The sequence below is a fragment of the Paenibacillus sp. Leaf72 genome (assembly GCF_001422685.1).
Lineage (GTDB): Bacteria > Bacillota > Bacilli > Paenibacillales > Paenibacillaceae > Pristimantibacillus.
This window is the reverse complement of record NZ_LMLV01000001.1, coordinates 1,270,066-1,291,650: the sequence shown is the minus strand read 5'-3', so window position 1 is coordinate 1,291,650 and position 21,585 is coordinate 1,270,066. Positions and strand designations below refer to the sequence as shown.

Sequence of the window (21,585 nt, the reverse complement as noted above, 5' to 3'; positions counted from 1 at the left end):
ACGCAAGCTTACTCGTGCTTGATACCATGTTGCAGCAGTCGGCGTCTATACGCCATTGGCGACATGCCCTCAGATTGCTGAAAAGCCCGGGAGAAATGGTGCTGGTCTTCAAAGCCTATTTGACTTGCAATATCTTTAATCGGGTAGGAGGTCAGCATTAGCAAATCTCTAGCCCGCTGGAGTCGGGCATGGCGAACGTATTTCATGGGAGACAAACCATAAGTCGTTTGAAACAGCGTCCGCAGCTGCTCCTTGCTAAGCGATACATAGGTGGCAAGATCTTCAAGTGATGGCGGCTTATCCAAGCGTTTTTCTACATAATCACAAATCTCGAATACACGGTCATCATAAGAGACGGGGTGTTCAGGAAGCCGGTAACGGATCGTTTGAAACAGCTGCTGTACCCACAACATGCCCTTTGCGCGAATTTTTAAATGCTGAATCGTTTGGTCTGTATTTAATTTGAATAAAGGAAATGGTTTGTCGTAGCCCTTTTCGCTCGATTTAATGTCCTTTTCGTCAAATGGCTGCAGAAAAGCATTATAATCGTCTGCCAGCCTTCTCCATTCTTCAATTAAAGCGTGTATGTCTTCGGAAGGAGCATCAGAGACGACATGGGGAAATCTGTAGGAATGAATAAAATCCATCGCTCCGACCTTGGCTTCACAGGCCAATGACAAATAATGAAACGGCTGATCGGCGCTAACCTCTCCCCAGGCTAGAGCTGTTTTGGGAGCAATGGAGACGATGTCTCCTTTCTTAAGGGGATAACGAATGTGATTAAGCTCAATGACAGCTGTCCCAGACAAGACGATCCAGAAGGTTGTGTAAGGGAAAATATACATATGCTCACGCCTCTTCGATAACTTCCATTCCTTTAACCAGCGGATATTAATGTTCAAGTGATCCAAAGAGCTTTGATTGCTAAACTCAATGAGATTTTTCATGGTGAACGACCTTTCCTGGCGGCAGTCTGTATTTTTGAAACATATTAGCTTGCTTGTGATAAATACGAGCGACAGTCATGATGCTATAATTGTAAGCATTAACGAGCTTTAATACAAGTAAGTTAATAGGAATAATAAGTTTGTGTTTCAAATATAGGAAAGTCTATCATTTCGTTATCCTTTCTCTATATTTCTCGGAATGAAACGCGCCGCGCCGCCAAAAGGACGGAGACAGCCGTTTCACCTTCAGACCAGATAACTGGATGACATTTTGCTTGTATACTCGATATGAAAGAATCCAGGGGGAAATGGTATGAAGAAGATTACGGCTCTATCGCTTGCAATGATGCTGACATTAACAGCCCTTTTAACCGCATGCTCGTCGGGCCAGCCCAATAAAGAGGGGGCGACCGCAGCTGGCACTTCAAATGATGAGGTGACATTGAAATTGTGGTATCCGGGAACGGATCAAATTGTAACGGATGCTGTTAACGCAACGATTCAAGGGTTTGAAGCGAAAAACCCGGGAATAAAGGTAGAGGCTACCTTTATTCCATGGGCTGATTATTTTCAAAAGCTGACCGTTGCTTATTCAGGGGGACTGCAGCCAGACGTGCAGGGCTTAGGATTCGGGCAGATGATATCTACGGTAAGCCAAGGCAAATACTTGAATTTAACGCCATATATTGAAGCGGATAAATGGGAGGGGCAAGCCGACTTCTTCCCTGATATTTTGAAAGCCGGCCAATATGAAGGAGGTCAATACGGGCTGCTGCTGCCAGAAATACGTCCCCTCGCTTGGCGCAAGGACTTCTTTAAGGAGGCAGGCTTAGATCCGGACAGTCCGCCGAAGACGTTTGATGAAATATTTGAATATGCCGAAAAGCTCAAGGTCGTCGAAGGCGGCAAAACGGTTCGCGGCGGTATCGACATCCAGACCAGCAATGGGGAGCAATCTTATTTATCCCTGCTTCTGTTGCTTGGGGAAGATTTTTATGATGCGGAAGGGAATCCGACGTTTGACTCCCCGGTATCCGTTCAGCTTGTGCAGAAGCAGGTTGATTTGTACAATTCGGGAGCCATTATTCCGTCCAATCAGCAGCAAGTCTCGGGAACGCCGTTTCAAAACAGTCAGGCAGCGATGGCATTTACTTCAACGCAAGGCGCGGCGTCGCTGCAAAAGTCGGTAGGCCAAGGCAAACTTGGCTGGGCGCTGCCGCCAGCAGGGCCGGATGGGGAAAGAACCGCGCTCATGTTAGGGACGTTTCTGTCCGCTGCCGGTCAGACGAAGCATCCGCAGGAAGCATGGGCATTTATAAAGTATTGGTTTGAAAAGGACAATGTGCTGGAGTTTACCTCCAAGACGGGATCGATTCCGCCGCTTCAATCGCTTAAAGGTGAATATGTGAAGCTAGGGGAAGGAAATGAGATTGCCTTCGAGGCGCTTAAAGATGCAAGGGGCTACGGCGCCTCAGGCAACTGGTCGATTAACGTAAAGTATTTGCGTATTGCGCTCGAAGAAGCTTTTAACGGGATAAGACCTGCCGAGGAAGCCTTGAAAGAGAATGCCAAAAAGGCTAGAGAGGAGATTGCAAACGCCAAATAAATTTGCAATCGAGGACAGGGACGGATTACAAGCCGTCCCATCGATCTCAGGAGGGTGTTATGCAAAGAGGCTGGAACCGTTTCATACCTTATTTTTTAATATTACCGAATGTCCTGTTGTTTACATTGTTTATTTTGGTGCCGCTGCTCTGGATATTTTATTTAAGCTTAAACGACTATACGATGCTGAACACCCCGAAATGGGTAGGTCTGAAAAATTATTCGCTTTTGCTGAAAGACAGCATTTTTCATCAGGCCGTTAAAAATACAGCCTTGTATTGGATGGGCACTGTCGTCCCTAGCATGCTGCTGGGCCTAGTGCTCGCTAATTTGCTTTCAACGCGGCTGAAGGCTTTATCTGCGTTCCGTGCGCTCATCTATTTGCCGGGCGTCATTTCGTCAGTAGCGGTTGCGATGACATGGCTATGGATGCTCGACCCGCTGCAGGGACCTGTTAACAGTCTACTTGGGCTTATCGGAAGCGATGGGCGGAACTGGTTGCAAGATCCCGCAACCTCGCTGCCGACCGTCATCGTCATTGGTATTTGGACCGGAATAGGCTACGCCATGATTATTTTTTTGGCAGGCATTCAAAGTATTTCTGAAAGTCTTTATGAGGCGGCGAGCTTGGATGGTGCTTCTGTACTGAAAAAATTCTGGTACATTACGGTACCGCTGCTGAAGCCGATGACATTATTTCTTTTTGTTACGTCAACGATTCGATCATTTCAGGTGTTCGATTTGGTATTTGTATTAACGGGCGGTGGCCCTGCGAATTCAAGCACGACGATCGTTACGCAAATCGTGGGTGCCAGCTTCCAAGAGTATCGGATGGGGTATGCCTCTGCAATGGCCGTATTCCTTCTTGCATTAACGCTGTTTATCACCTTGATTCAGTATGCCATAGGCAGCCGGAATCAGGCAGGCGAGTAGAGGTGAACGATGAGATTATCTAAAGCAGAACAAGGATTGGCTTACACGGCCTTGCTTTTATTTTCGCTCGTAACGATATTGCCATTATTGCTGGCCTTCTTTACTTCCATGAAGGGAGATGAAGAATTTTCACTTCAAGCGATGCGGCTGCTGCCTTTAGAGTGGCATCCCGGCAATTATGTGAGGGCGCTTGAAATGGGGGACTGGCTAACCTATTTAAAAAATTCCGTGTGGGTAACGTCGATTGCGCTGACAGGGAGCCTTTTGTTTAACTCCATTGCCGGATTTGCTTTTGCGCGTATAGCATTTAGAGGCAATTTGCCGATTTTTCTAACGCTGCTGGCTGGAATGATGGTGCCTGCGCAGGTTATTATTATTCCGCAATTTCTAATTATGAAGTCGATTCCTTTATTTGGGGGAAATGATTGGCTAGGAGCGGGCGGTAGCGGATGGCTCGACAGCTATTATGCTTTAATCGTTCCGGAGCTTGCAGGAGCGTTTGGCGTATTTATGGCGCGTCAATTTTATTTGCAATTTCCTAAGGCGCTCGATGAGGCTGCTTATATCGACGGTGCCGGGTATCTTCGCTTATTCCTTCGCATTTATGTGCCGCTGAGCGGTCCATTGTTTGCGACGCTTGGCATTTTTAAATTCGTAGGCGTTTGGAATGATTTTTTCCATCCGCTCATTTATACGAATAGTGCTTCTATGCGCACGCTCCAGCTGGGTCTGCAAACCTTTCGCGGCGAGCACCAGGTTCAATACAATTTATTGATGGCAGCATCGCTTCTTATATCTGTGCCCATTATTGCGATGTTTTTCATATTCCAAAAGCAATTTATTCGCAGTATGGTCGCGTCAAGCGTGAAAGGATGATTACTAGTGAAAGCTATTATGATTATGTTCGATACGCTGAATCGTCATATGCTCTCCGCCTATGGAGGGCCTGATTGGATTAAAACGCCTAATTTCAAACGGCTTGCCGAGCGGACCGCTGTGTTCGACAACAGCTATGTGGGAAGTATGCCTTGCATGCCCGCCCGGAGAGAGCTGCATACCGGCAGATACAACTTCTTGCACCGAAGCTGGGGACCATTGGAGCCATTCGATGATTCTGCCATCGAGAGGCTTGGAGAAGCTGGCATATACACGCATCTTATTACTGATCATCAGCATTATTGGGAGGATGGCGGGGGGACGTATCATACCCGTTTTAACTCCTTCGAATTGATTCGCGGACAGGAAGGCGATCCTTGGAAGGCCGAAGTGAACAGCGCTGATATTAATCTTGGCAAGGACTTTCCTCCTCAGGTAAAAAGAATGCTGGTGCAGGATCGCACGAACAGGAAGTTCATTAAGGAGCAGGAGCAATTTCCGCAGGCGCAAACGTTTGCGAGCGGGCTTGAATTTATCGAACGGAATCAGGGGGAGAGCCATTGGTTTTTGCAAATGGAAACGTTCGATCCGCATGAGCCATTTTATAGTCCCGAGCAATTCAAGCAATTGTATGCCCATGAGTACGAAGGCGGTCTGGGCGATTGGCCGATGTACGGACCGGTGACCGAAACCCCGGAGGACGTCCAGCATATGAGGTATGAATATGCCGCATTGTTAACGATGTGCGACCACTACTTGGGGAAAGTGCTTGATAGTATGGACAAGCATAACTTATGGGAAAGCACGCTGCTGATCGTCAACACCGATCATGGTTTCCTTCTGGGCGAACACGACCAATGGGCAAAATGTGTGCAGCCATTTTATAACGAGGTTGCGCATACGCCGCTTTTTATTTGGGATCCTCGAACGGGTGTGCAGGGGGAGCGCAGGCAAAGCCTTGTACAATCCATTGATATACCGGCCACGCTTTTAGAATTTTTCCAAGTACAGCTGCCTCCTGACATGCAGGGCGTTCCGCTGCGTCAGACGGTTGAGTCAGATAAGCCAGTCCGCAAAGCGGCATTATTTGGCATTCATGGCGGACATGTGAATGTCACCGATGGACAGTATGTGTATATGAGGGCGTCCATATCTGAGGAGAACCAACCTCTGTATAACTATACGTTAATGCCAACGCATATGCGCAGCCGGTTTCATCCCTCTGAATTGCAAAAGCTGGAGCTTGCCGAGCCCTTTTCTTTCACGAAAAAGGTTAAGACGCTTCGCATTCCAGCGGAGATGAGAGGCAACCTCCATGCATTCGGAACGCTATTGTATGATGTAACGGCAGACCCTGAGCAGGCCCATCCGTTAAAGGATCCAGAGGTAGAGTCAAAAATGGTCGAGCTGATGACGAAGCTGATGCGGGATAATGACGCTCCTCCAGAGCAATTTGAACGTATGGGGCTGAACAGCCCGCCGGTTGACCGATGAGAGCGAGTGGCTGCTTCTTTATGGTAAAATAGCTGTATTTCCTGCCTATTTATAAAGGATTGAATGGAGGACAGCTCATGGTACAGAAAAGAGAGGCGGCGGTCGTAGCATTACCGCTCTTTCATGTCGTCGGTTATAAAGTGGAAGCGAGCGTTCAAGAGTTTGAGTCGGGACTTGGGAAGAAGACTTATCTTTCTTTAATCGAAAGAAAAGCAGAAATTCAGCACAGGAAAAATGACCATATTCTTTTAATCCAAATTTATCCGATGGCTGCTGATTTTATTCCCCAGACAGATCGGTTCACAAATATCGTTTGCTGCGAAGTAAGCGAGCTGGGCAATGTGCCCTTGCAGATGGCAAGCCATACGGTTGCTGAAAGCAAGTATGCCGCCTACACGCATATTGGGCCCGAATCGGAGCTTAGCCTGTCGTATAACTATCTTTATGGCGAGTGGATGGAAGAAACGGGACATGTGCCGCAGCATTATGATTTCGAAGTTTGGGATGAACGATATCAGCCGGAAAGTCCGGATAACGAGATTGATATATTTGTTGCGTTGAAGGGATAGCCGAGGTATGACATACGAATGTAATAACGAACGAAGAACATAACAAAAAGCGAAAGCCCTCCCGCAGCGGAGGGCTTTTTTGGCAAGGCAGCAATCGGGCTGCTACACGAGCTTGCGGACGGTGAAATTCTGCTGCAGGACGTACCATTTTTGGGGAAAGGGCACGCCGAGCACCCAGTAGCTGACTCCTCTGAGCTTATAATCCTTCACAATATTGAATTTGGCTTGTACGCTGCGGGCGTCCTCATACCAGACCGTATGCTGCGCGCCTTGTTCATCATAATAAGTATAATGAGGCGACTCGGCTATCGGATCATATTGAATCGTCGCGCCATATTTAGCGGCCCGGGCGACGGCTTGGGGCGGATTCACCGTAGGCGCCCATTTGCCGCCTTTCACGTAGGGCAGCGTCCAGTCATAGCCATAGAGCGGCATGCCCATGACGATTTTGGAGGCAGGGATGACGGATAGCGCATAATTCAGCACCTTAACAACTTCGTTGAGTGGAGCGACAGCGAGCGGAGGTCCGCCAGACCAGCCCCATTCATACGTCATCAAAATAACGAAATCGACAATCCGTCCATGGGCCTCATAATCATGCCCCTCGTATAACGTGCCTTTCTGTTCCGCGCTTTGCTTCGGGGCAAGACAAGTAGATACGAGCAGATGATAGGGATGCAGCGTATCCACCAGCTTTTGCAAAAAGGCATTATAAGCTTCGCGGTCCGCTGCCCGAACATATTCGAAGTCTACATTCAGCGCTATATAGCGCTTCTGCTGCATCACGGACAAGACGCTTGCAATGACCGCATTTTGAATCGCAGCATCCGTCAGCACAGCATGGGCAATATCACTGCTGAAGGTGCCGTTCTCGAAGTTGGTCAGCACCATCATCGGTGCTGCTTTCTCTTGAAAGGCAGCTTCAATAATAGCGCTGTCGTCGAGTGGCACGAGTGTACCGTCCAACTGGACACGATAACTGAAGGGGCTGAGATAAGTAAGGTTGGCGCCAATTTCATGTACGAGCGCTACGCCGTTTGCGCCGAATTTTTCCGTATAGCCGTTCACTTCAATGATAGGCTTCTCTGGCTGCGGAATGACGAGTATTTGTCCTGTCTTAATGAGGGCGGGGTTTTTGAGCTCGTTGGCGCGCATGAGTTGTTCGATTGTAACGCCATATTTCAGGCCAATCGACCATAGGCTTTCTCCCGGAAGCACCTTATGATTGCCAGCCTCTGAAGGTATAATGATTGCCTGGCCTATGACGAGCGGAACATCAGCGGATATGCCATTTGCTGAAGCGATAGCATCTGTGCTGACGCCGAAGCGCTGTCCGAGCTGCCACAGCGTATCGCCTTTTTTAATGGTATGGATAAACATATCGTGTCCAACCTCCCCCAAGCATAAGTTCTTTATCTACTTATATTCGACCGTTCTATGAAAAAAGACTTCGGCTTCGCTTTTTCGACTTGTGTGGTGAGGGTGGGCTACTACCACTATTCACTCGTAAATAAAAAGGCCCCCAAAATAAAAATGGGGGCCAAAAGCGGCATTGTAGCTTTTCTGATTTGTTTTGTTTTAAAAGTATGGTGAAGGGGGCGTAGTGGAATGAAAGGCTTGAACTGGAGAAGCGTCAGCGTTCGCTTTTACTGTTGGATTTCCCCCTCTAGGGGGCTAATTCACAGAAATCCAACGGTAATGGCGATCGGAAGTCAAGCCTTTCATGCAGCGCAGCCAACGTTCACCAATCTTTTACGACGATAACCGAATCGAAAAGCGGTTATCGATTGGGGCCACCAGATTAACAATAACGCTTTGACACCCAGCCGGGTGGCTATCGTCGCGAACGGAAGGCATCCAGTGCTCGAAGGCGCCGGACGTCAGCTCAATCGCTGAGCCATCGGCGGTTTCATAGCGGCAGGAGCCCTGCTTCAAGAAGTAGTTGCTGCTGCCCGCAATGGCTTCGAGACCTTCGCCGCTAAGCTTGCCGTCTTTGGCAAAAATAAACGTCAGCTGCGTCATCACATCCTCCTGCACCTTATCGGAATACAGATGAATGTCCCAGCCATCTGCTGTTTGCGTTAGCTCGGATTCAATAAACTGCTCCTGCAAATGGGTCGTTTCCCGTTCTCCATGGGGAAGCAGGTACCAAGGAGCGGCCGCTGTAACGCCGTCTGCTTTCAGCGGCGGAAGCAAGCCCTTTGGAATTGGCCCGTTGTAGCCTTTATACATGCGTTTGCCGAGCTTGTAATGCCCGTCCTCCGCTTGAAACTGGTCGAAGCTGACAACGCCTGGTGTAAAGGCGGTCGATACTTTAACGGCGAGCAGGTTCGCCGAGCCATGACGGAGCGAGAAGAAAGATGGCGCATTCGTCATGACCGTTGCGCTTGTCTCTCCATTGCGGACACGGACTAGCGGCGCGCCGAAGGCGGTATGCGCAGAGCTGTGTGTAATGTGGAGCTGATGCCCTAGCTTTTTCATCTGCTGCAAATCTTCATGAATCGGGTGCTGCCCGTTGATCACTTTTACATACTGGTCTGGAAGTGAAGCCCGCTCAATATGGCTGATGTCCATTTGCTCAGGATAGAGCAGGTAGCCAATGAGCGGATGGTCTGTCACCGAGAAAAACTGCTTATAGAAAGGACCTGCATAATCGGATAATGCGGCAAATAGCGGATCGCGGTCATAAGCAGCCATCAAGCGGTAGGTGAGAAAATAGCCGGACATATCCGAAGGCTGTCCATAATCCTGCCTGCCGGAATAGTCGGTTACGACTTCACCGGATGGGTGGACCAAATATTGCATCATTCGCAAATTGCTGCGTACGCTCTCCAGCAGCTCGGGGCGATCAAGCGATATCGCCGCATGGTACAGTGCAATATCGCTGACGGCATTGTAGATGCCATTGCTGCGCTCAGTCCATTCGCCATCAGCCGTAATATCAATGCCTTCCGCAAGCCAAGCATCCGCACGAGCGACGAGCGCCGGATCAGGGAACGACTTGTTCAGCAGACCTAGCGCCGCTGTCAAAATCCAGCGGTGGTTTGGCGTATGGCAGCCGCCTTCAAGCATGGCTGGCGTTGCCCGCTTCAGGAACAGCGCAAGCAGGGAAGCGGCCTTTTCAAAAGCAGGATGGTCCACACTTTGCTGCACCAGTAGCTCATAAAGCTGTGCAAAGCCAATAACGACAAAACCGGTGTCCGGCGGCGAATGGTAGTTGGTTGATCCTAGCGTAATCGTTCCGTCGCTATGCTGGCGGTTCAGCATATATTGCAGGGCAAGCTCAAGGTTGGCAAGCAGCTGGTTGTCGCGGTAGAACGCCGATTCCGGACTGCACAAGGCAGCTGTCCACTTTGCGATAACAGCGCCTGTTCCGACATGGCTTGGATGGGGCAGGCCTGTAAAAGAGTCGATGATGCCTCCGACATTGCGGCTTGCGGAGTCCTTAATTTGAAGGTTAAGAGATGGAGTGACAAGCTGATCATTCAATTGCACCAAGCGCTGATAGATGGAGTCCATGATGTTGCTCCTTTTTAGGTTTGTGGTTGTTTTGAATGCTTGCGGTATTGAGCGGGAGTGCAGCCGTATTTCTTGCGAAAGACACGGTGCAGATAGCTTGCGCTGGAAAAGCCATGCTGCTGGGCCAGCAACTCGACCGTCTCGCTGCTTTCAAGCAGCTGCGTGCACACATGGGTCAGCCTGACCTGTTCTACGTAGCTGCTGAATGTTTGGTCGGAATGCGTTTTGAAAATGCGCTGCAGCTGGCGCGCGCTAATCTGGACGCGCTCTGCCACAAGCTCCAGCGTGAAGGGCTCCTGGAATTGTCTTTAATAAACTGCTCCGCCGGCCTCCACAAGGCCAAGCGCTCCGCTCGCATAACGCAGCGTGACGGCTGCGTTGTCCTCGACTTCTTTGCCGGTCACATAACCAAAGCTTGCGCTCACGCTGCTTGGCATGCCCAGAAACAGCCGCACCAAGTACATTGGATGGCAGCCGAGATCAGTTAGTGCGCCGCCGCCGCTTTGAGCCTGCTTGAAGAATGCCTCCGGCAAATAGCCGAGCGGTTCAAGCTCGGTGGGCAAAGCGCCGCTATGGGACAGGCGAGCGCGCACAAGCGTTAACTCGCCAAGCAAGCCATCGCGAGCCAGCTGCTGTGCGGCTTGCGTGAACGGCGTATTCAGCCGGGGCAGCGATACGGTCATCGCAACGTCAGCTTGCCGCACACTCTCCAAAATGTCGTCGCACTCCGCATGCGTCAAGGCGATGACCTTTTCGGTAAAAATATGCTCGCCCGCCGCTGCTGCTGCTTTTATGATTTCCGGATGGTCGACCGTTGGCGCAGTCACAATAACAGCGTCGATGGAGGCATCCGCCAGCAGCTCGTCAAGCTGCTCATAGAAACGGATTCCCCGGGCTTCAGCTTCCGCACGGCCGCGCTCCGGCTGCTCGTCCCAGATAGCGGCGAGCTCGGTGCCTGGATGCTGCTGTGCCTGCAAGGCGTAGTCCTTCGCATGCACATGCCAGAAGCTTAATACAGCTGTGCGAATCGGTTTTTGCATGAAGAGAAGCCTCGCTTTCAGTCGAAGTATACCGCTTTACCTGACGCAGCGGATTCATAAATGGCCTCTAGTATCTCCGAAACAACGCAAGCCTGCTCTGGCGTGACGACCGGCTCCGTATCATTCAGCAGCGCATCAAACCACAGCCTCATCTCCACATCCTGCATCGATTCCTTCTTGCCTTCGTAGAAATCGACGCCCTTCGGATCGAGCTTGATTTGATTCTCGTACAGTTTACCATATTTCTCGCCGTTTAGGCGCAGTCCATCTGTCATATCTGCGCCGCCTTCTGTACCGCTAAGCGTCGTGCGGGCTTCCTTCGTATCCAGCGTATTCAGCGCCCAGCTGGCTTCGAGCATAATGGTCGCGCCGTTCGGCGGCTCTGGCGGTGAGCATTTCAACCAACTGGCGCATCTGCCGAGCGGCCAGCGGCTGACATCGCTCAGCATCCGCAGCGGCTCGCGTCTGGATGGCATCCAGCTGGGGTTTGGAAGCGGCATGGTGCTGAGTGCTGGCGGAACGTCAGCCGCACAGAGCAGCATTCAGCTCGCTTCTGATGAGTATGTGAAAAGTGTAGTGCTGAACCAAGGCAGCCGCAACGGCGGCATGCACATCTTCTATGCCAAGTTTACGACTAACAAAGGGCAAGTGCTGTCTGGCGGCACAACGACGTCCGATGCGGTAACCTTTACGGCGCCGGAGGGTTGGTATATTGCAGGTTTTTATGGCAAGGCGGATAGTGAGATGGATCGGCTGGGTGTCATTTATAAGAAGCTGTAGATGTATTTCTTGAATATGCTTAATGCTTCCTAACAAAACAGGGCATTCTCTCACTAGTCAAAGACTAATGCGAGAATGCCCTGCATTTTTAGCGGAAATTAGTTTAGAACGTGTATGGAAAGGTAGCTTCATGCTATTTATTTCTCGTTTTAGGGGCTCATGCCCCGTGCAAAGATGGATTTGGCGGACACAGCAGCAGCTAATTTAATCAGATCACGGGTTATGGCTCGGGCTGCGGACTCAGAAGCCGCTAATACGCTGCCAAAAGCCATTTTGACGGGATAATGAGGGCAATAACGGATTTCCTGTCCGCGTGCGGCCAGAAATCAGAGCAAAAGCCAGAATAGCGGAATCTCAGTCCTTCAAAAAGAAGGGAGCGTCCCGAGTTGCGCAGCCTCAGCAGTATTCGCATGCTGCGGGTACCCAACATTGAATAGTCAGATGAGACTGGCCCCTACTGAGCGCAAAGCAAGCAACAGTCCGACTCAGGTCTGCATACATACCCTAATATACAGAAATATTAACGAGGCTTCCTTTAATAAATAGCGTCTGCAACGATTCATTATTGAGGGTTCCAAGCGTTAAAAGTTGAGATGGAGTCGAAGCAGATTGAAGAGGAGCGATTTCACCCGATTTCGTCAAAAACCATGAACCTTGATTTTCTGTAATATAATATTTAACATTTTCAAACGTAAAGGATACTTCATGCCCCGTATTCAAATCCTCTACTAATTGGTTATAAGAATAATCGGAGTCGGTTTCAACTATATACCAAGGGCCTCTCTGCGGTTTGCTGTTATAATGCCAGTCGTGCCTGTGTGGAACATTTGGGTTAATTTGCGTGTTGCCATGGTTGGTATAGTCAATATCCAGCTCAGCCCTGCCATCGGAGCCGTAATACCTTCTTTGTTCTAGTTGGCCTTGTTTAATATTATCCTTCGAACTATATGGTATTCCGGTAACTGGCAAGCTCCGCGCATTTTCTACAATAGAATGATAAGGTGCTGGACTGCCATTACGCTTCGCATTGTCATAAGAGAGAAAAGTATAATTGCTGGCATTTGCTTTTGTTAAGGCAGCGAAGTTGCCCGTTACACTCGGAAAGCCAATAACGATTTGTCCAGTTATTACGCCGCCCGCACGTCCAATAGTTGGTGTTTTATATTGTTTAACTGTATAATCGGCATTCAGTACACCTTGTGGAGCAGGCATAACGATGGAATTCAGGAATACGGTGCTTGAAGGGAATACGACTTCTACGTAACGACTTTTGGTGCGTCCATCTACAAAGATAGGTTTCGTCGTATAGGTGCCCTTCTCAATTTTAAATCGGGTAACAAATTCATTATAGGCATCGCGGGCATTGGCGAAAGGTTTATTATTTAAATCTAATAACCCACTGTAGCTAGGATTTACTCCTGATCTGAATTCAATGGTTGCTTTTCCAGATATATCAACATAAATCGCACGTATTTGAACGTTAGCCATGTATCCTATATTTCCCTCGCCAACAGCATTACTTTGAGCGATAACAGAGCTCGGACGTATAATCGCCCCTGGCCCCATAATATCCGCTATGACTTTGTTGTCATAATAAGTAGCTCCGCCTCCAAAATGGTCATACCATTTGTCCTGCAAGTAAGCGAGTGTCTGAGGCGTCCAGGATACGACATAAGAATTAGGTGTATTCCAGCCATCTCGCATACCATATGTACTTTCTGTGATGGAAGTTTTAATAGAAGCAGGGGCATCATCCCACATCGATTTTGCAAAAATCTGAATATCCTCTTGCAGCTCAGGCTTAACTCCGATTGCCCCATCTACTGAAGCGACATAAACCGCGCCGCTCCAATAGGCTAATGCTGCGGCTTCAATGCCACCTTCTGCAACGGGAAGCGAGCTTGCCTCTGTCTTTTTCACAGGAATTGCGATAGTAGCTACTAGTGAAACTAGCAATAAAGCTGCTAAGATTTTTCTTGAAACATTGAACATCCAAATAAACCTCCATTTTTTTGTGATTCCTAAGTATTAGGTCTATTTTACTGATTTAAAGTAAAATTATTATTAATATACTACAAAAGTTGGGTTTTTGCGATATTTGGAATGATATATTTGGAATTTTTCGTTTTAGATGATCTTTTTTACTTTATATAGGGGAAAGGAGAAGGGGATGTTGTTTTCTGTTTAAAAGAAGCCATCGGTTAAATGCGTGCAGCTACATGGGCTGCACGCATTTAACCGATGGCTTTTCCATGCCTGATTAAGCTTGCTGATTGGAGAGAAAGAAATCCCGTCAGCTATAGCTCAAACTGTCCATCATACTCCATTGATCTAGCCGTATTTCTAGCCGCCTGTGGGCCTAAAATACGATCCACCATATGCAGCGACATCTCGATGCCTGCGGAAATGCCAGCCGAGGTGATGACATTACCTTCATCTACATACTTTACATTTTCGACGACTGTCGTCTGAGGGAACTGCGTCCGCATGCGTTCGATGCTTGCCCAGTGTGTCGTCGCCCGCTTGCCATCCAGCAAACCGATTTCTGCAAGCAGAAACGCTCCCGTACAGACAGAGGTCAACCACGTCACCTGCCTGCTCTGCTGTGTGATCCACGCAAGCAGCACTTTATTATGAATCTCGTGGCGTGTGCCCATACCGCCAGGAATAACGAGTACATCAAATACAGGAGCATCAGCGAAGCTGTAATCGGGCGTCACCTTAAGGCCATTCTTCGCCGTCACGAGCGCCCCATTTTCAGAAATTGTCGATACTTGGAACGGGTGATAGGCATCCTCCTGCCCCCAGTTCAGCGCTGTTACTGCAAAAACCTCAAAAGGGCCGGCAAAATCAAGCACCTCCACATCATTAAACAAAAGAATGCCCACTTTGTAATTTTCCATCGCTGTATTTCCTCCGCTTCATATTATTATTAAAGCAGCTCATCAGGAATATCAATCACTCTAATTTCATTTCCGCTTGGCTGTCCGACTGTTGTATAAACGATTTGATTTTGTGTAGGCGACCATGCCATATAACCAGCGTTTTCTGGAAATGGCAGCATGCTGGGTGCGGCTTTACTGTCTATTTTATAAATGTACAGATTAGGAGGCTGCCCAGGGTATTGGGCGGCAAATGCAAGATGGCTTCCGTCTGCTGACCAGCAGTAGCTATAAATAACCTCGAAAAGCTTGGAAAGCTGCACTTGTTTCGTTGCACGCTCGTTAATGTCATATATATTTATTTGCTTTAAGAAAATTCCGTTGATGCTGCGCTCCTCTGTTTTTTCCAGATAAAGCAGCTTGCTCCCATCCGGTGAAAGCGCAAACTCACTGCCATTAGTTAAGTTTGGATCAAGCGTGTCCGGCTCGGAAAGACTCTCGGAAAGATTGAGTTTGAGAACGCCTTGTTTTCCGGTTTCGAGATAGGCGATTTGATTATGGATAGAGAGAGTATTAAACCAAGCGATATTTTTGAACAAAATGGTTTTTTTACGAGAATCAAGTGTGACTGCCCCAAGCTCTCCTTGTAGGCTATTAGAATCTGTTGTTGTAAAATAGGCGATTTGATCGGCGTTCATCCAAGCCGCATGAGATATAGAGGACCCAGAAACGAGTTTTCTGCTTTTTCCTGATTTCATGTTTTTGATCCATAAATTCCGATCTTGGATGTAGGAGATTTGCTGTCCATCAGGTGACCAGTTTACATATGAATAATGGGTTCCATTGTGGTCAGGGCGAGCAACAATATCATTAGTAAATGCTTTATCGCTTGAGGAGCAGCCGACTGTCAGTAAAATGAGGAGCAGCAGCATTATGGAATAGGGATGTTTCATTTTGGTGCCTTATCTATTAAATATTGAGGAACCCACTCTTCAACTTCCCAAAAAGGTTTAGTTGCTGCATCATCAAATGTAGCTGGATAATCTTTAGGATATTCGAACGTTTTTGAATCCATTAAGTAATTGATCGTTCCTAAGTTTGAAGGTACATCGACGATCTCATTCACTTCCTTTTCCATGAGGCTGACTCTGAAAATAACATTTTTTATAAATTGTTGTTCTGCTGCTGTTTCTTTCTCAAGATAGCCTTCTGAGACTGCTAGCTTATGCCCAGAGAATATAGAACCATTATGTGCTTTCCACAAAAGATCCTGATTCGGAGTAGTCTTGAATTTTCTCCATTTGATTTCATTTTCAGACCAGATCTCCTCTGTCTTAGTATTTTTTGCTACAATAAATGAGCCTTGAGCCCAATAGATGTCGGCTATCATTTGAGCATTAACGTACTGCCAGTATGGTGAATCTGTAAATCTCTGAGATTGTTCCTCCCACTTCATAAATCCGATAATATCAATGCCGTAATTGATTTTAATATCTTGTGTACTCGGGTTTGGATAGTGTTTCCCTTGATACTTTTCAAAAAATTTAGATACATACTCAATTCTTGCTGAAGGTTTGTCTAAAATATTTTGTAAATCCGCGGGCATCATTATGCAATGTTTAGGATCGCTGCATGGAGCAGCATGTGAATAGACTTTGCCTTTTACTGTGGCTCTGCACCAGTTGCCGCTAGTATCTTTTATAGCTTTTGCCTTATTTGTAGATGCAGTTGTAGCTGTGCTTAGTAACATAGGTATACTGGTATTATAACCGTACTTTACCAACGGATCTTCTTTAGTTTTACTCGACATTATTTTTACTGCATTGGTTTCTTTTAAATTTGGATCAACCTCAACTTTGTCTAACTGATCCCGTTTTTGTCCAAGTACCAACTCGAACCTAATCGTTCCTTCTCGTCCATCGATTTGTTCAGTATAACAATGGACGAATGCATGTGGAAAAATGACTTTTCTAATGGTTTGCTCATTTCTTATAATGAGGATGGTGCATTTACGGTAATAATCCTCATCTATTCCGGCATTTGATAATGCCCAAGTATAAAGCATGTCGGAGTTATTACTATTGGCTGCTACAGATGGAAATAAGCGTAGAGGGGCTTTACCTCGAATATAAAGGGTGTGAGAAGCTTCAGTAGATTTTGCCCATGAATCTGTTGGTGTTTTGTGCTTAAAACTGAATTCGGAAATCTGACCGTTTGTTAAAGCGATAGGAGTACGTTTTGATTCACTTTCAATCTTTAATGAAATACTCATCCTACATCTCCCCTTAATGTATCTGATTCCATATATGAATAAAATTTACATTCGTACTAAACTTATTCTGTAAAAGCTCTAGAAATCCTTTCGACAAATTTTTCGAATTTTTAATGTAATTTCGTAGGCATAATTATTTTTGAAAAAGAAGTTTTTTAGGACGAACGCAATAAGATTCGGTATTTTATTAAACTTGCAGCGTTTGGGAAGGGATAGGAATGCTTCGTTCGGACATATGGCTCAATACCACCTTTAAGCTGGGGTACTTGCGAATATTCCTCCCATAAATCCACTTCCCTTATAGCTGTCTGTGCATAATCCCGAGTAAATTCCTGTCATATTATGATATTTTACCTGCCAAAAACGAACTTTAATAAAAGCTACTCTTTTTAACGTTCGTATTTTGTTGACAGCCCCGTGGGGATTAGATAAACTGGAAGAGGTCAGAAGCGGAGCAATCCGTTCATTATAGTGTTGGTCTCGTATAATCTCGGGGATTGGCCCGAAAGTTTCTACCCGAAAACCACAATTTTCGGACTACGAGCAAGCTTGAAGCTGGTAACTTCAGGCATAAAGAGCGCCATGCGGTTCCCGGAAGACGGGAGGCTGCGCTGTGCGCTTGGCTCGGGTCCCGCAGCATACGTATGATTAATACTCTTACGGTAGCTGTCGGGATTTTTCTGTTGGAATCGGGCAGTTTAGAGGATAAGGAAAGCTTCGGGTTACGGTTTTATATGGTTTTTATATTATATAGATGAAAGAAGGTTTGAACGCATGTCTGCGAAGGTAGGCGTCATCATGGGCAGCAAGTCGGATTGGGATACAATGAAACTGGCTTGCGATGTGCTGGAAGAGCTTCAAATTCCTTATGAGAAAAAGGTTGTATCGGCGCACAGAACGCCCGATTTAATGTTTGAATATGCGGAAACGGCAGCGGAGCGCGGACTTAAGGTCATTATCGCGGGGGCTGGCGGAGCTGCACATCTTCCCGGCATGGTCGCCGCCAAAACGGTGCTGCCGGTTATTGGCGTTCCTGTCAAATCGTCGAATCTCAGCGGCCTAGACTCGCTGCTGTCCATCGTGCAAATGCCAGGCGGTATTCCGGTTGCGACTGTCGCGATCGGCAATGCAGGCGGCACGAATGCCGGACTGCTGGCTGCTCAGATGCTCGGGGCATTCGATCCGGACATTCAGGCACGCGTGATCGCAAGACGCGAGCGCGTTAAGCAGGAAGTGCTGGAAAGCAGTGAGACGCTATGATGGCTGAGGCAGACAAGCAGCGGCCGGATAACAACCGCACGCTGCTGCCAGGCAGCACAATCGGCGTACTCGGCGGCGGGCAATTGGGCCGGATGATGGCGCTCGCAGGCAGCGCAATGGGCTACAAATTCGTCGCGCTTGATCCTGCGGTGGATTCGCCTTGCGGACAAGTCGCAGACCAAGTAGTCGGCGCTTATGACAATCATGAGGCAGCGCGCGAGCTGGCGCAGCGTTCGGATGTCATTACGTATGAATTTGAAAATGTGAATGCGGAAGTTGCCGCGATGCTGATGAAGGAGTCTTACGTGCCGCAAGGCAGCAAGCTGCTTTATACGACGCAGCATCGGCTGCGGGAGAAGCGGGCGATTGAGGCGGCGGGCGTAAAGGTTGCGCCTTACAGCGAAATTCGCAGCAGCACGGAGCTTCATATAGAAGCTGAACGTTTAGGCTTGCCATGCGTATTAAAAACAGCGACGGGCGGCTACGACGGCAAGGGGCAATGGGTCATCCGCGCCGCGGAGGAGATCGACGAGGCGTACGAAACGCTTAGCCGCGCTGGAACTGAGCTGGTACTGGAGAAATTCATCTCTTTTGAAAAAGAGTTGTCGGTCATTGCAGCGCGCAGCCCGCAGGGCGAGGTGAAAGCATTCCCCGCGTCGGAAAATATTCATATCGACAACATTCTACATCTGTCGATTGTACCGGCGCGGATCGATGAGGGCATTCAGCGCAGAGCGGAGCAGCTGGCGATGCAAATCGCCGAAGGGCTGGGCGCTGTTGGATTAATCGCCGTTGAGCTGTTTTTGACGGCTGACGGTGAGCTGTATGTGAATGAGCTGGCGCCAAGGCCGCATAACAGCGGACATTACACGATGGAAGCGGCGCATACGTCGCAGTTTGAGCAGCATGTACGGGCGGTATGCAATTTGCCGCTTGGGCGTACGGAGCTGCTGACGCCAGTCGTGATGGTGAATGTGCTCGGCCAGCATGTAGAGCCGATCATTCAGCGTTTTGGCGCTCGGGATGAAGCGGCAGAGCGCCTCGGTGTAACGCCGAAGCTGCATCTGTACGGCAAGAAGGACGCCGTTCACAAAAGAAAAATGGGCCACATTAACGTGCTTGCTCCAGATGTGGAAGCAGCGCTGCAATGGATAGATGAAACAACAATTTGGAAGGTGGAGTAGCTACATGTTAGAGCGTTACAGCAGACCGGAAATGAGAGCGATTTGGACCGAGGAGAATAAGTTCCAAGCATGGCTGGAGGTTGAGCTTTGCGCATGCGAGGCTTGGTCGGAGCTGGGCATTATTCCGAAGGAGGACGTGGAAGAGCTTCGTAAAAACGCGAGCTTCAACATCGACCGCATTTATGAAATCGAGCAGGATACGCGCCATGACGTTATCGCCTTTACGCGCGCTGTATCCGAAACGGTTGGCCCTGAGCGCAAATGGGTGCACTACGGCCTGACATCGACGGATGTTGTAGATACGGCTACGGGCTACCTGCTGCTGCAAGCCAATGCGATTTTGCAAAAGGATATTGAGCGTTTCATCTCGATATTGCGCGAGAAGGCGATTCAGTACAAAGATACGCCGATGATGGGACGTACGCATGGCGTTCATGCTGAGCCAACTACCTTCGGCCTCAAAATGGCATTGTGGCACGAAGAGATGAAGCGCAACCTGGAGCGTTTCCTGCATGCAGCTGATGGCGTGCAATACGGCAAAATTTCCGGTGCTGTCGGCACTTACGCGAACATCGATCCTTTCGTAGAAGAGTTCGTCTGCAACAAGCTGGGCACGAAAGCTGCACCAATTTCGACGCAAACGCTGCAGCGTGACCGCCATGCGGAGTACATGGGCACACTGGCGCTCGTTGCTTCGTCGCTGGACAAGTTCGCTACGGAAATCCGCGCTTTGCAGAAGAGCGAATTCCGCGAGGTGGAAGAGCCTTTCGCCAAAGGTCAAAAAGGTTCATCGGCTATGCCGCACAAACGCAACCCAATCGGCTGCGAGAACATTTCCGGCTTGTCGAGAGTTATTCGCGGACATATGCTGACGGCTTACGAGAACATTCCGCTGTGGCATGAGCGCGATATTAGCCATTCGTCCGCAGAGCGCGTTATTTTGCCGGATGCTACGATGCTGCTGAACTACATGCTGAATCGTCTGGGCAACATCATCAACAATCTGCAAGTATTCCCTGAAAATATGAAGCGCAACATGCAGCGTACGTTCGGCGTGCCGTTCTCCGGCCGCGTCATGACGAAGCTGATCGACAAAGGCTTCAGCCGCGAGCAGGCTTATGACACCGTTCAACCGCGCGCGATGCAGGCTTGGGAAGAGCAGCGCCAATTCCGCGACATTATTGAATCGACGAAGGAAATTACCGAGCTTCTGTCGACGGAAGAGATCGACGATTGCTTTAACCCAACATGGCATTTGAAGCATGTGGATACGATTTTCACCCGTCTTGGATTGAACTAAGGAGGCTTACTGGCGTATGACTGCAATCTCTCAAAGCTTGTCCACTGCTGAGCCGTATGTGAAAGCGCCCCTGCTGTACAAGGGGAAGGTTAGAGAGCTTTACGATCTGGGCGAGCATTTTCTGATCGTTGTAACGGATCGCATTTCGGCATTTGATTATGTGCTTGACCCGGCAGTGCCGGAGAAAGGCAATGTGCTTAACCGCCTGTCGGCTTTCTGGTTTGAGCAGACCGCTTCGATCCAGACGAACCACGTCGTGCATACCGATGTGGACAAGCTGGGCGAGCTTATTACGGAGCCTGAGCTGCTTCGCAACCGGATTATGGTAACTCGCAAAGCGGAGCGCATCGATATTGAATGTGTCGTGCGCGGCTATATCACAGGCGGCGGCTGGAGACAATATCAGCAAACGTCTGCGATTAATGGCATCGAGCTTCCGGCAGGCATGCGCAAAAATGAGCGTTTTCCGCAGCCGATCTTTACGCCAGCGGCGAAAAACGACGTCGGCCACGACGAGGATATCCCGTTTGAGCGGATGCAGGAGCTGGTTGGCGCCGAGCTTTCCGAAGAGCTGCGCGACCGCAGCATCAAGCTTTACGAGTTCGCTCACGCTTATTGCGCCGAGCGCGGCATCATTCTTGCCGATTGCAAATTCGAATTCGGCCTGATTGACGGCAAAGTGATTCTCATTGACGAGATTTTCACGCCAGATTCCTCGCGCTTCTGGGCAGAGGGCAATTACGCCTATGACATCGAGATCGACAGCATGGACAAGGAGCCGGTGCGCACCTATTTGCTGGGCTCGGATTGGGACAAGAACAGCAAGCCGGATCCGCTGCCGGAAGCGGTTGTCGAAGAGACGACGAAGCGGTATCAGGATATTTACCGCCGCTTGACAGGTGCGGAAAGCTACTAGCTTTTCCG

Annotated in this window: 20 protein-coding genes, 1 pseudogene and 1 riboswitch; of the genes and pseudogenes, 11 read left to right on the top strand and 10 right to left on the bottom strand. The window is 48.7% G+C overall.

Annotated elements, in window-relative coordinates; genetic code table 11:
* Positions 1-8 precede the first annotated feature (8 nt).
* Positions 9-947 (bottom strand): helix-turn-helix domain-containing protein, encoded by a 939-nt coding sequence (locus ASF12_RS05625; protein ID WP_056030679.1) that lies wholly within the window; start codon positions 945-947, stop codon positions 9-11.
* Between the two features lie 313 nt (positions 948-1,260).
* Between ASF12_RS05625 and ASF12_RS05620 the strand changes: the two genes are divergently transcribed.
* From ASF12_RS05620 to ASF12_RS05600, 5 genes are all read left to right on the top strand, one after another.
* A complete protein-coding gene (locus ASF12_RS05620) occupies positions 1,261-2,553 on the top strand; it encodes an ABC transporter substrate-binding protein (protein ID WP_056030677.1) in 1,293 nt (430 codons plus the stop codon).
* 59 nt (positions 2,554-2,612) lie between these two features.
* On the top strand, positions 2,613-3,485 hold the full coding sequence (locus ASF12_RS05615) for a carbohydrate ABC transporter permease (RefSeq protein WP_056030674.1): 873 nt from the start codon (positions 2,613-2,615) through the stop codon (positions 3,483-3,485).
* Positions 3,486-3,494: 9 nt separating this feature from the next.
* Complete coding sequence (locus ASF12_RS05610; RefSeq protein ID WP_056030671.1) at positions 3,495-4,361, top strand: carbohydrate ABC transporter permease; 867 nt, start codon at positions 3,495-3,497, stop codon at positions 4,359-4,361.
* Positions 4,362-4,367: 6 nt separating this feature from the next.
* Positions 4,368-5,855, top strand: a complete 1,488-nt coding sequence (locus tag ASF12_RS05605; RefSeq protein WP_056030667.1) for a sulfatase — start codon at positions 4,368-4,370, stop codon at positions 5,853-5,855.
* Between the two features lie 77 nt (positions 5,856-5,932).
* Complete coding sequence (locus ASF12_RS05600) at positions 5,933-6,424, top strand: GyrI-like domain-containing protein (protein ID WP_056030663.1); 492 nt, start codon at positions 5,933-5,935, stop codon at positions 6,422-6,424.
* A gap of 102 nt (positions 6,425-6,526) precedes the next feature.
* Here the strand turns inward: ASF12_RS05600 and ASF12_RS05595 are convergent, their stop codons facing one another.
* From ASF12_RS05595 to ASF12_RS05575, 5 genes and pseudogenes are all read right to left on the bottom strand, one after another.
* Complete coding sequence (locus tag ASF12_RS05595; RefSeq protein ID WP_056030660.1) at positions 6,527-7,804, bottom strand: LysM peptidoglycan-binding domain-containing protein; 1,278 nt, start codon at positions 7,802-7,804, stop codon at positions 6,527-6,529.
* 372 nt (positions 7,805-8,176) lie between these two features.
* The gene (locus tag ASF12_RS05590) at positions 8,177-9,943 is read right to left on the bottom strand and encodes a hypothetical protein (RefSeq protein ID WP_056030659.1); all 1,767 of its coding nucleotides are present in this window, start codon (positions 9,941-9,943) and stop codon (positions 8,177-8,179) included.
* Positions 9,944-9,957: 14 nt separating this feature from the next.
* On the bottom strand, positions 9,958-10,218 hold the full coding sequence (locus ASF12_RS05585; protein WP_056030656.1) for a helix-turn-helix transcriptional regulator: 261 nt from the start codon (positions 10,216-10,218) through the stop codon (positions 9,958-9,960).
* A gap of 33 nt (positions 10,219-10,251) precedes the next feature.
* The gene (locus ASF12_RS05580; protein ID WP_056030653.1) at positions 10,252-10,983 is read right to left on the bottom strand and encodes a Gfo/Idh/MocA family protein; all 732 of its coding nucleotides are present in this window, start codon (positions 10,981-10,983) and stop codon (positions 10,252-10,254) included.
* 17 nt (positions 10,984-11,000) lie between these two features.
* Positions 11,001-11,357: pseudogene (locus ASF12_RS05575) on the bottom strand (gfo/Idh/MocA family oxidoreductase); the annotation flags it as partial.
* Between ASF12_RS05575 and ASF12_RS05570 the strand changes: the two are divergent.
* Both ASF12_RS05570 and ASF12_RS36135 read left to right on the top strand, forming a co-directional pair.
* The gene (locus ASF12_RS05570) at positions 11,344-11,763 is read left to right on the top strand and encodes a jacalin-like lectin (protein ID WP_056030647.1); all 420 of its coding nucleotides are present in this window, start codon (positions 11,344-11,346) and stop codon (positions 11,761-11,763) included. The pseudogene ASF12_RS05575 and the gene ASF12_RS05570 overlap by 14 nt on opposite strands.
* Positions 11,764-11,922: 159 nt before the next feature.
* Positions 11,923-12,048, top strand: coding sequence for a hypothetical protein (locus ASF12_RS36135; protein WP_268795404.1), 126 nt, complete (start codon positions 11,923-11,925; stop codon positions 12,046-12,048).
* A gap of 219 nt (positions 12,049-12,267) precedes the next feature.
* On the opposite strand, the gene ASF12_RS05565 is transcribed toward ASF12_RS36135, so the two are convergent.
* From ASF12_RS05565 to ASF12_RS05550, 4 genes are all read right to left on the bottom strand, one after another.
* Positions 12,268-13,755, bottom strand: coding sequence for a hypothetical protein (locus ASF12_RS05565; protein WP_056030644.1), 1,488 nt, complete (start codon positions 13,753-13,755; stop codon positions 12,268-12,270).
* A 305-nt stretch (positions 13,756-14,060) separates the two neighbouring features.
* Complete coding sequence (locus ASF12_RS05560) at positions 14,061-14,666, bottom strand: DJ-1/PfpI family protein (RefSeq protein WP_056030641.1); 606 nt, start codon at positions 14,664-14,666, stop codon at positions 14,061-14,063.
* A 29-nt stretch (positions 14,667-14,695) separates the two neighbouring features.
* Positions 14,696-15,598 (bottom strand): TolB family protein, encoded by a 903-nt coding sequence (locus ASF12_RS05555; protein ID WP_056030638.1) that lies wholly within the window; start codon positions 15,596-15,598, stop codon positions 14,696-14,698.
* Positions 15,595-16,917, bottom strand: a complete 1,323-nt coding sequence (locus ASF12_RS05550; RefSeq protein ID WP_056030635.1) for a hypothetical protein — start codon at positions 16,915-16,917, stop codon at positions 15,595-15,597. The genes ASF12_RS05555 and ASF12_RS05550 overlap by 4 nt, the downstream gene beginning before the upstream one ends.
* A gap of 460 nt (positions 16,918-17,377) precedes the next feature.
* Positions 17,378-17,477, top strand: a riboswitch (purine riboswitch).
* 214 nt (positions 17,478-17,691) lie between these two features.
* Here ASF12_RS05550 and purE point away from each other — a divergent pair.
* Genes purE through ASF12_RS05530 form a run of 4 tightly spaced genes read left to right on the top strand, consistent with a single transcriptional unit; the run spans position 17,692 to position 21,577 of the window.
* Complete coding sequence (gene purE, locus ASF12_RS05545) at positions 17,692-18,177, top strand: 5-(carboxyamino)imidazole ribonucleotide mutase (protein ID WP_046231578.1); 486 nt, start codon at positions 17,692-17,694, stop codon at positions 18,175-18,177.
* Positions 18,177-19,361 carry a 5-(carboxyamino)imidazole ribonucleotide synthase gene (purK, locus tag ASF12_RS05540; RefSeq protein ID WP_155972949.1) on the top strand — a complete coding sequence of 395 codons (1,185 nt, stop codon included), beginning with the start codon at positions 18,177-18,179 and terminating at the stop codon, positions 19,359-19,361. The genes purE and purK overlap by 1 nt, the downstream gene beginning before the upstream one ends.
* 4 nt (positions 19,362-19,365) lie before the next feature.
* Positions 19,366-20,661 carry an adenylosuccinate lyase gene (purB, locus tag ASF12_RS05535; protein WP_056030629.1) on the top strand — a complete coding sequence of 432 codons (1,296 nt, stop codon included), beginning with the start codon at positions 19,366-19,368 and terminating at the stop codon, positions 20,659-20,661.
* 16 nt (positions 20,662-20,677) lie between these two features.
* Entirely contained in the window at positions 20,678-21,577 is a 900-nt protein-coding gene (locus ASF12_RS05530; RefSeq protein WP_056030626.1) for a phosphoribosylaminoimidazolesuccinocarboxamide synthase, read from the top strand.
* The last annotated feature ends 8 nt before the right edge of the window (positions 21,578-21,585 follow it).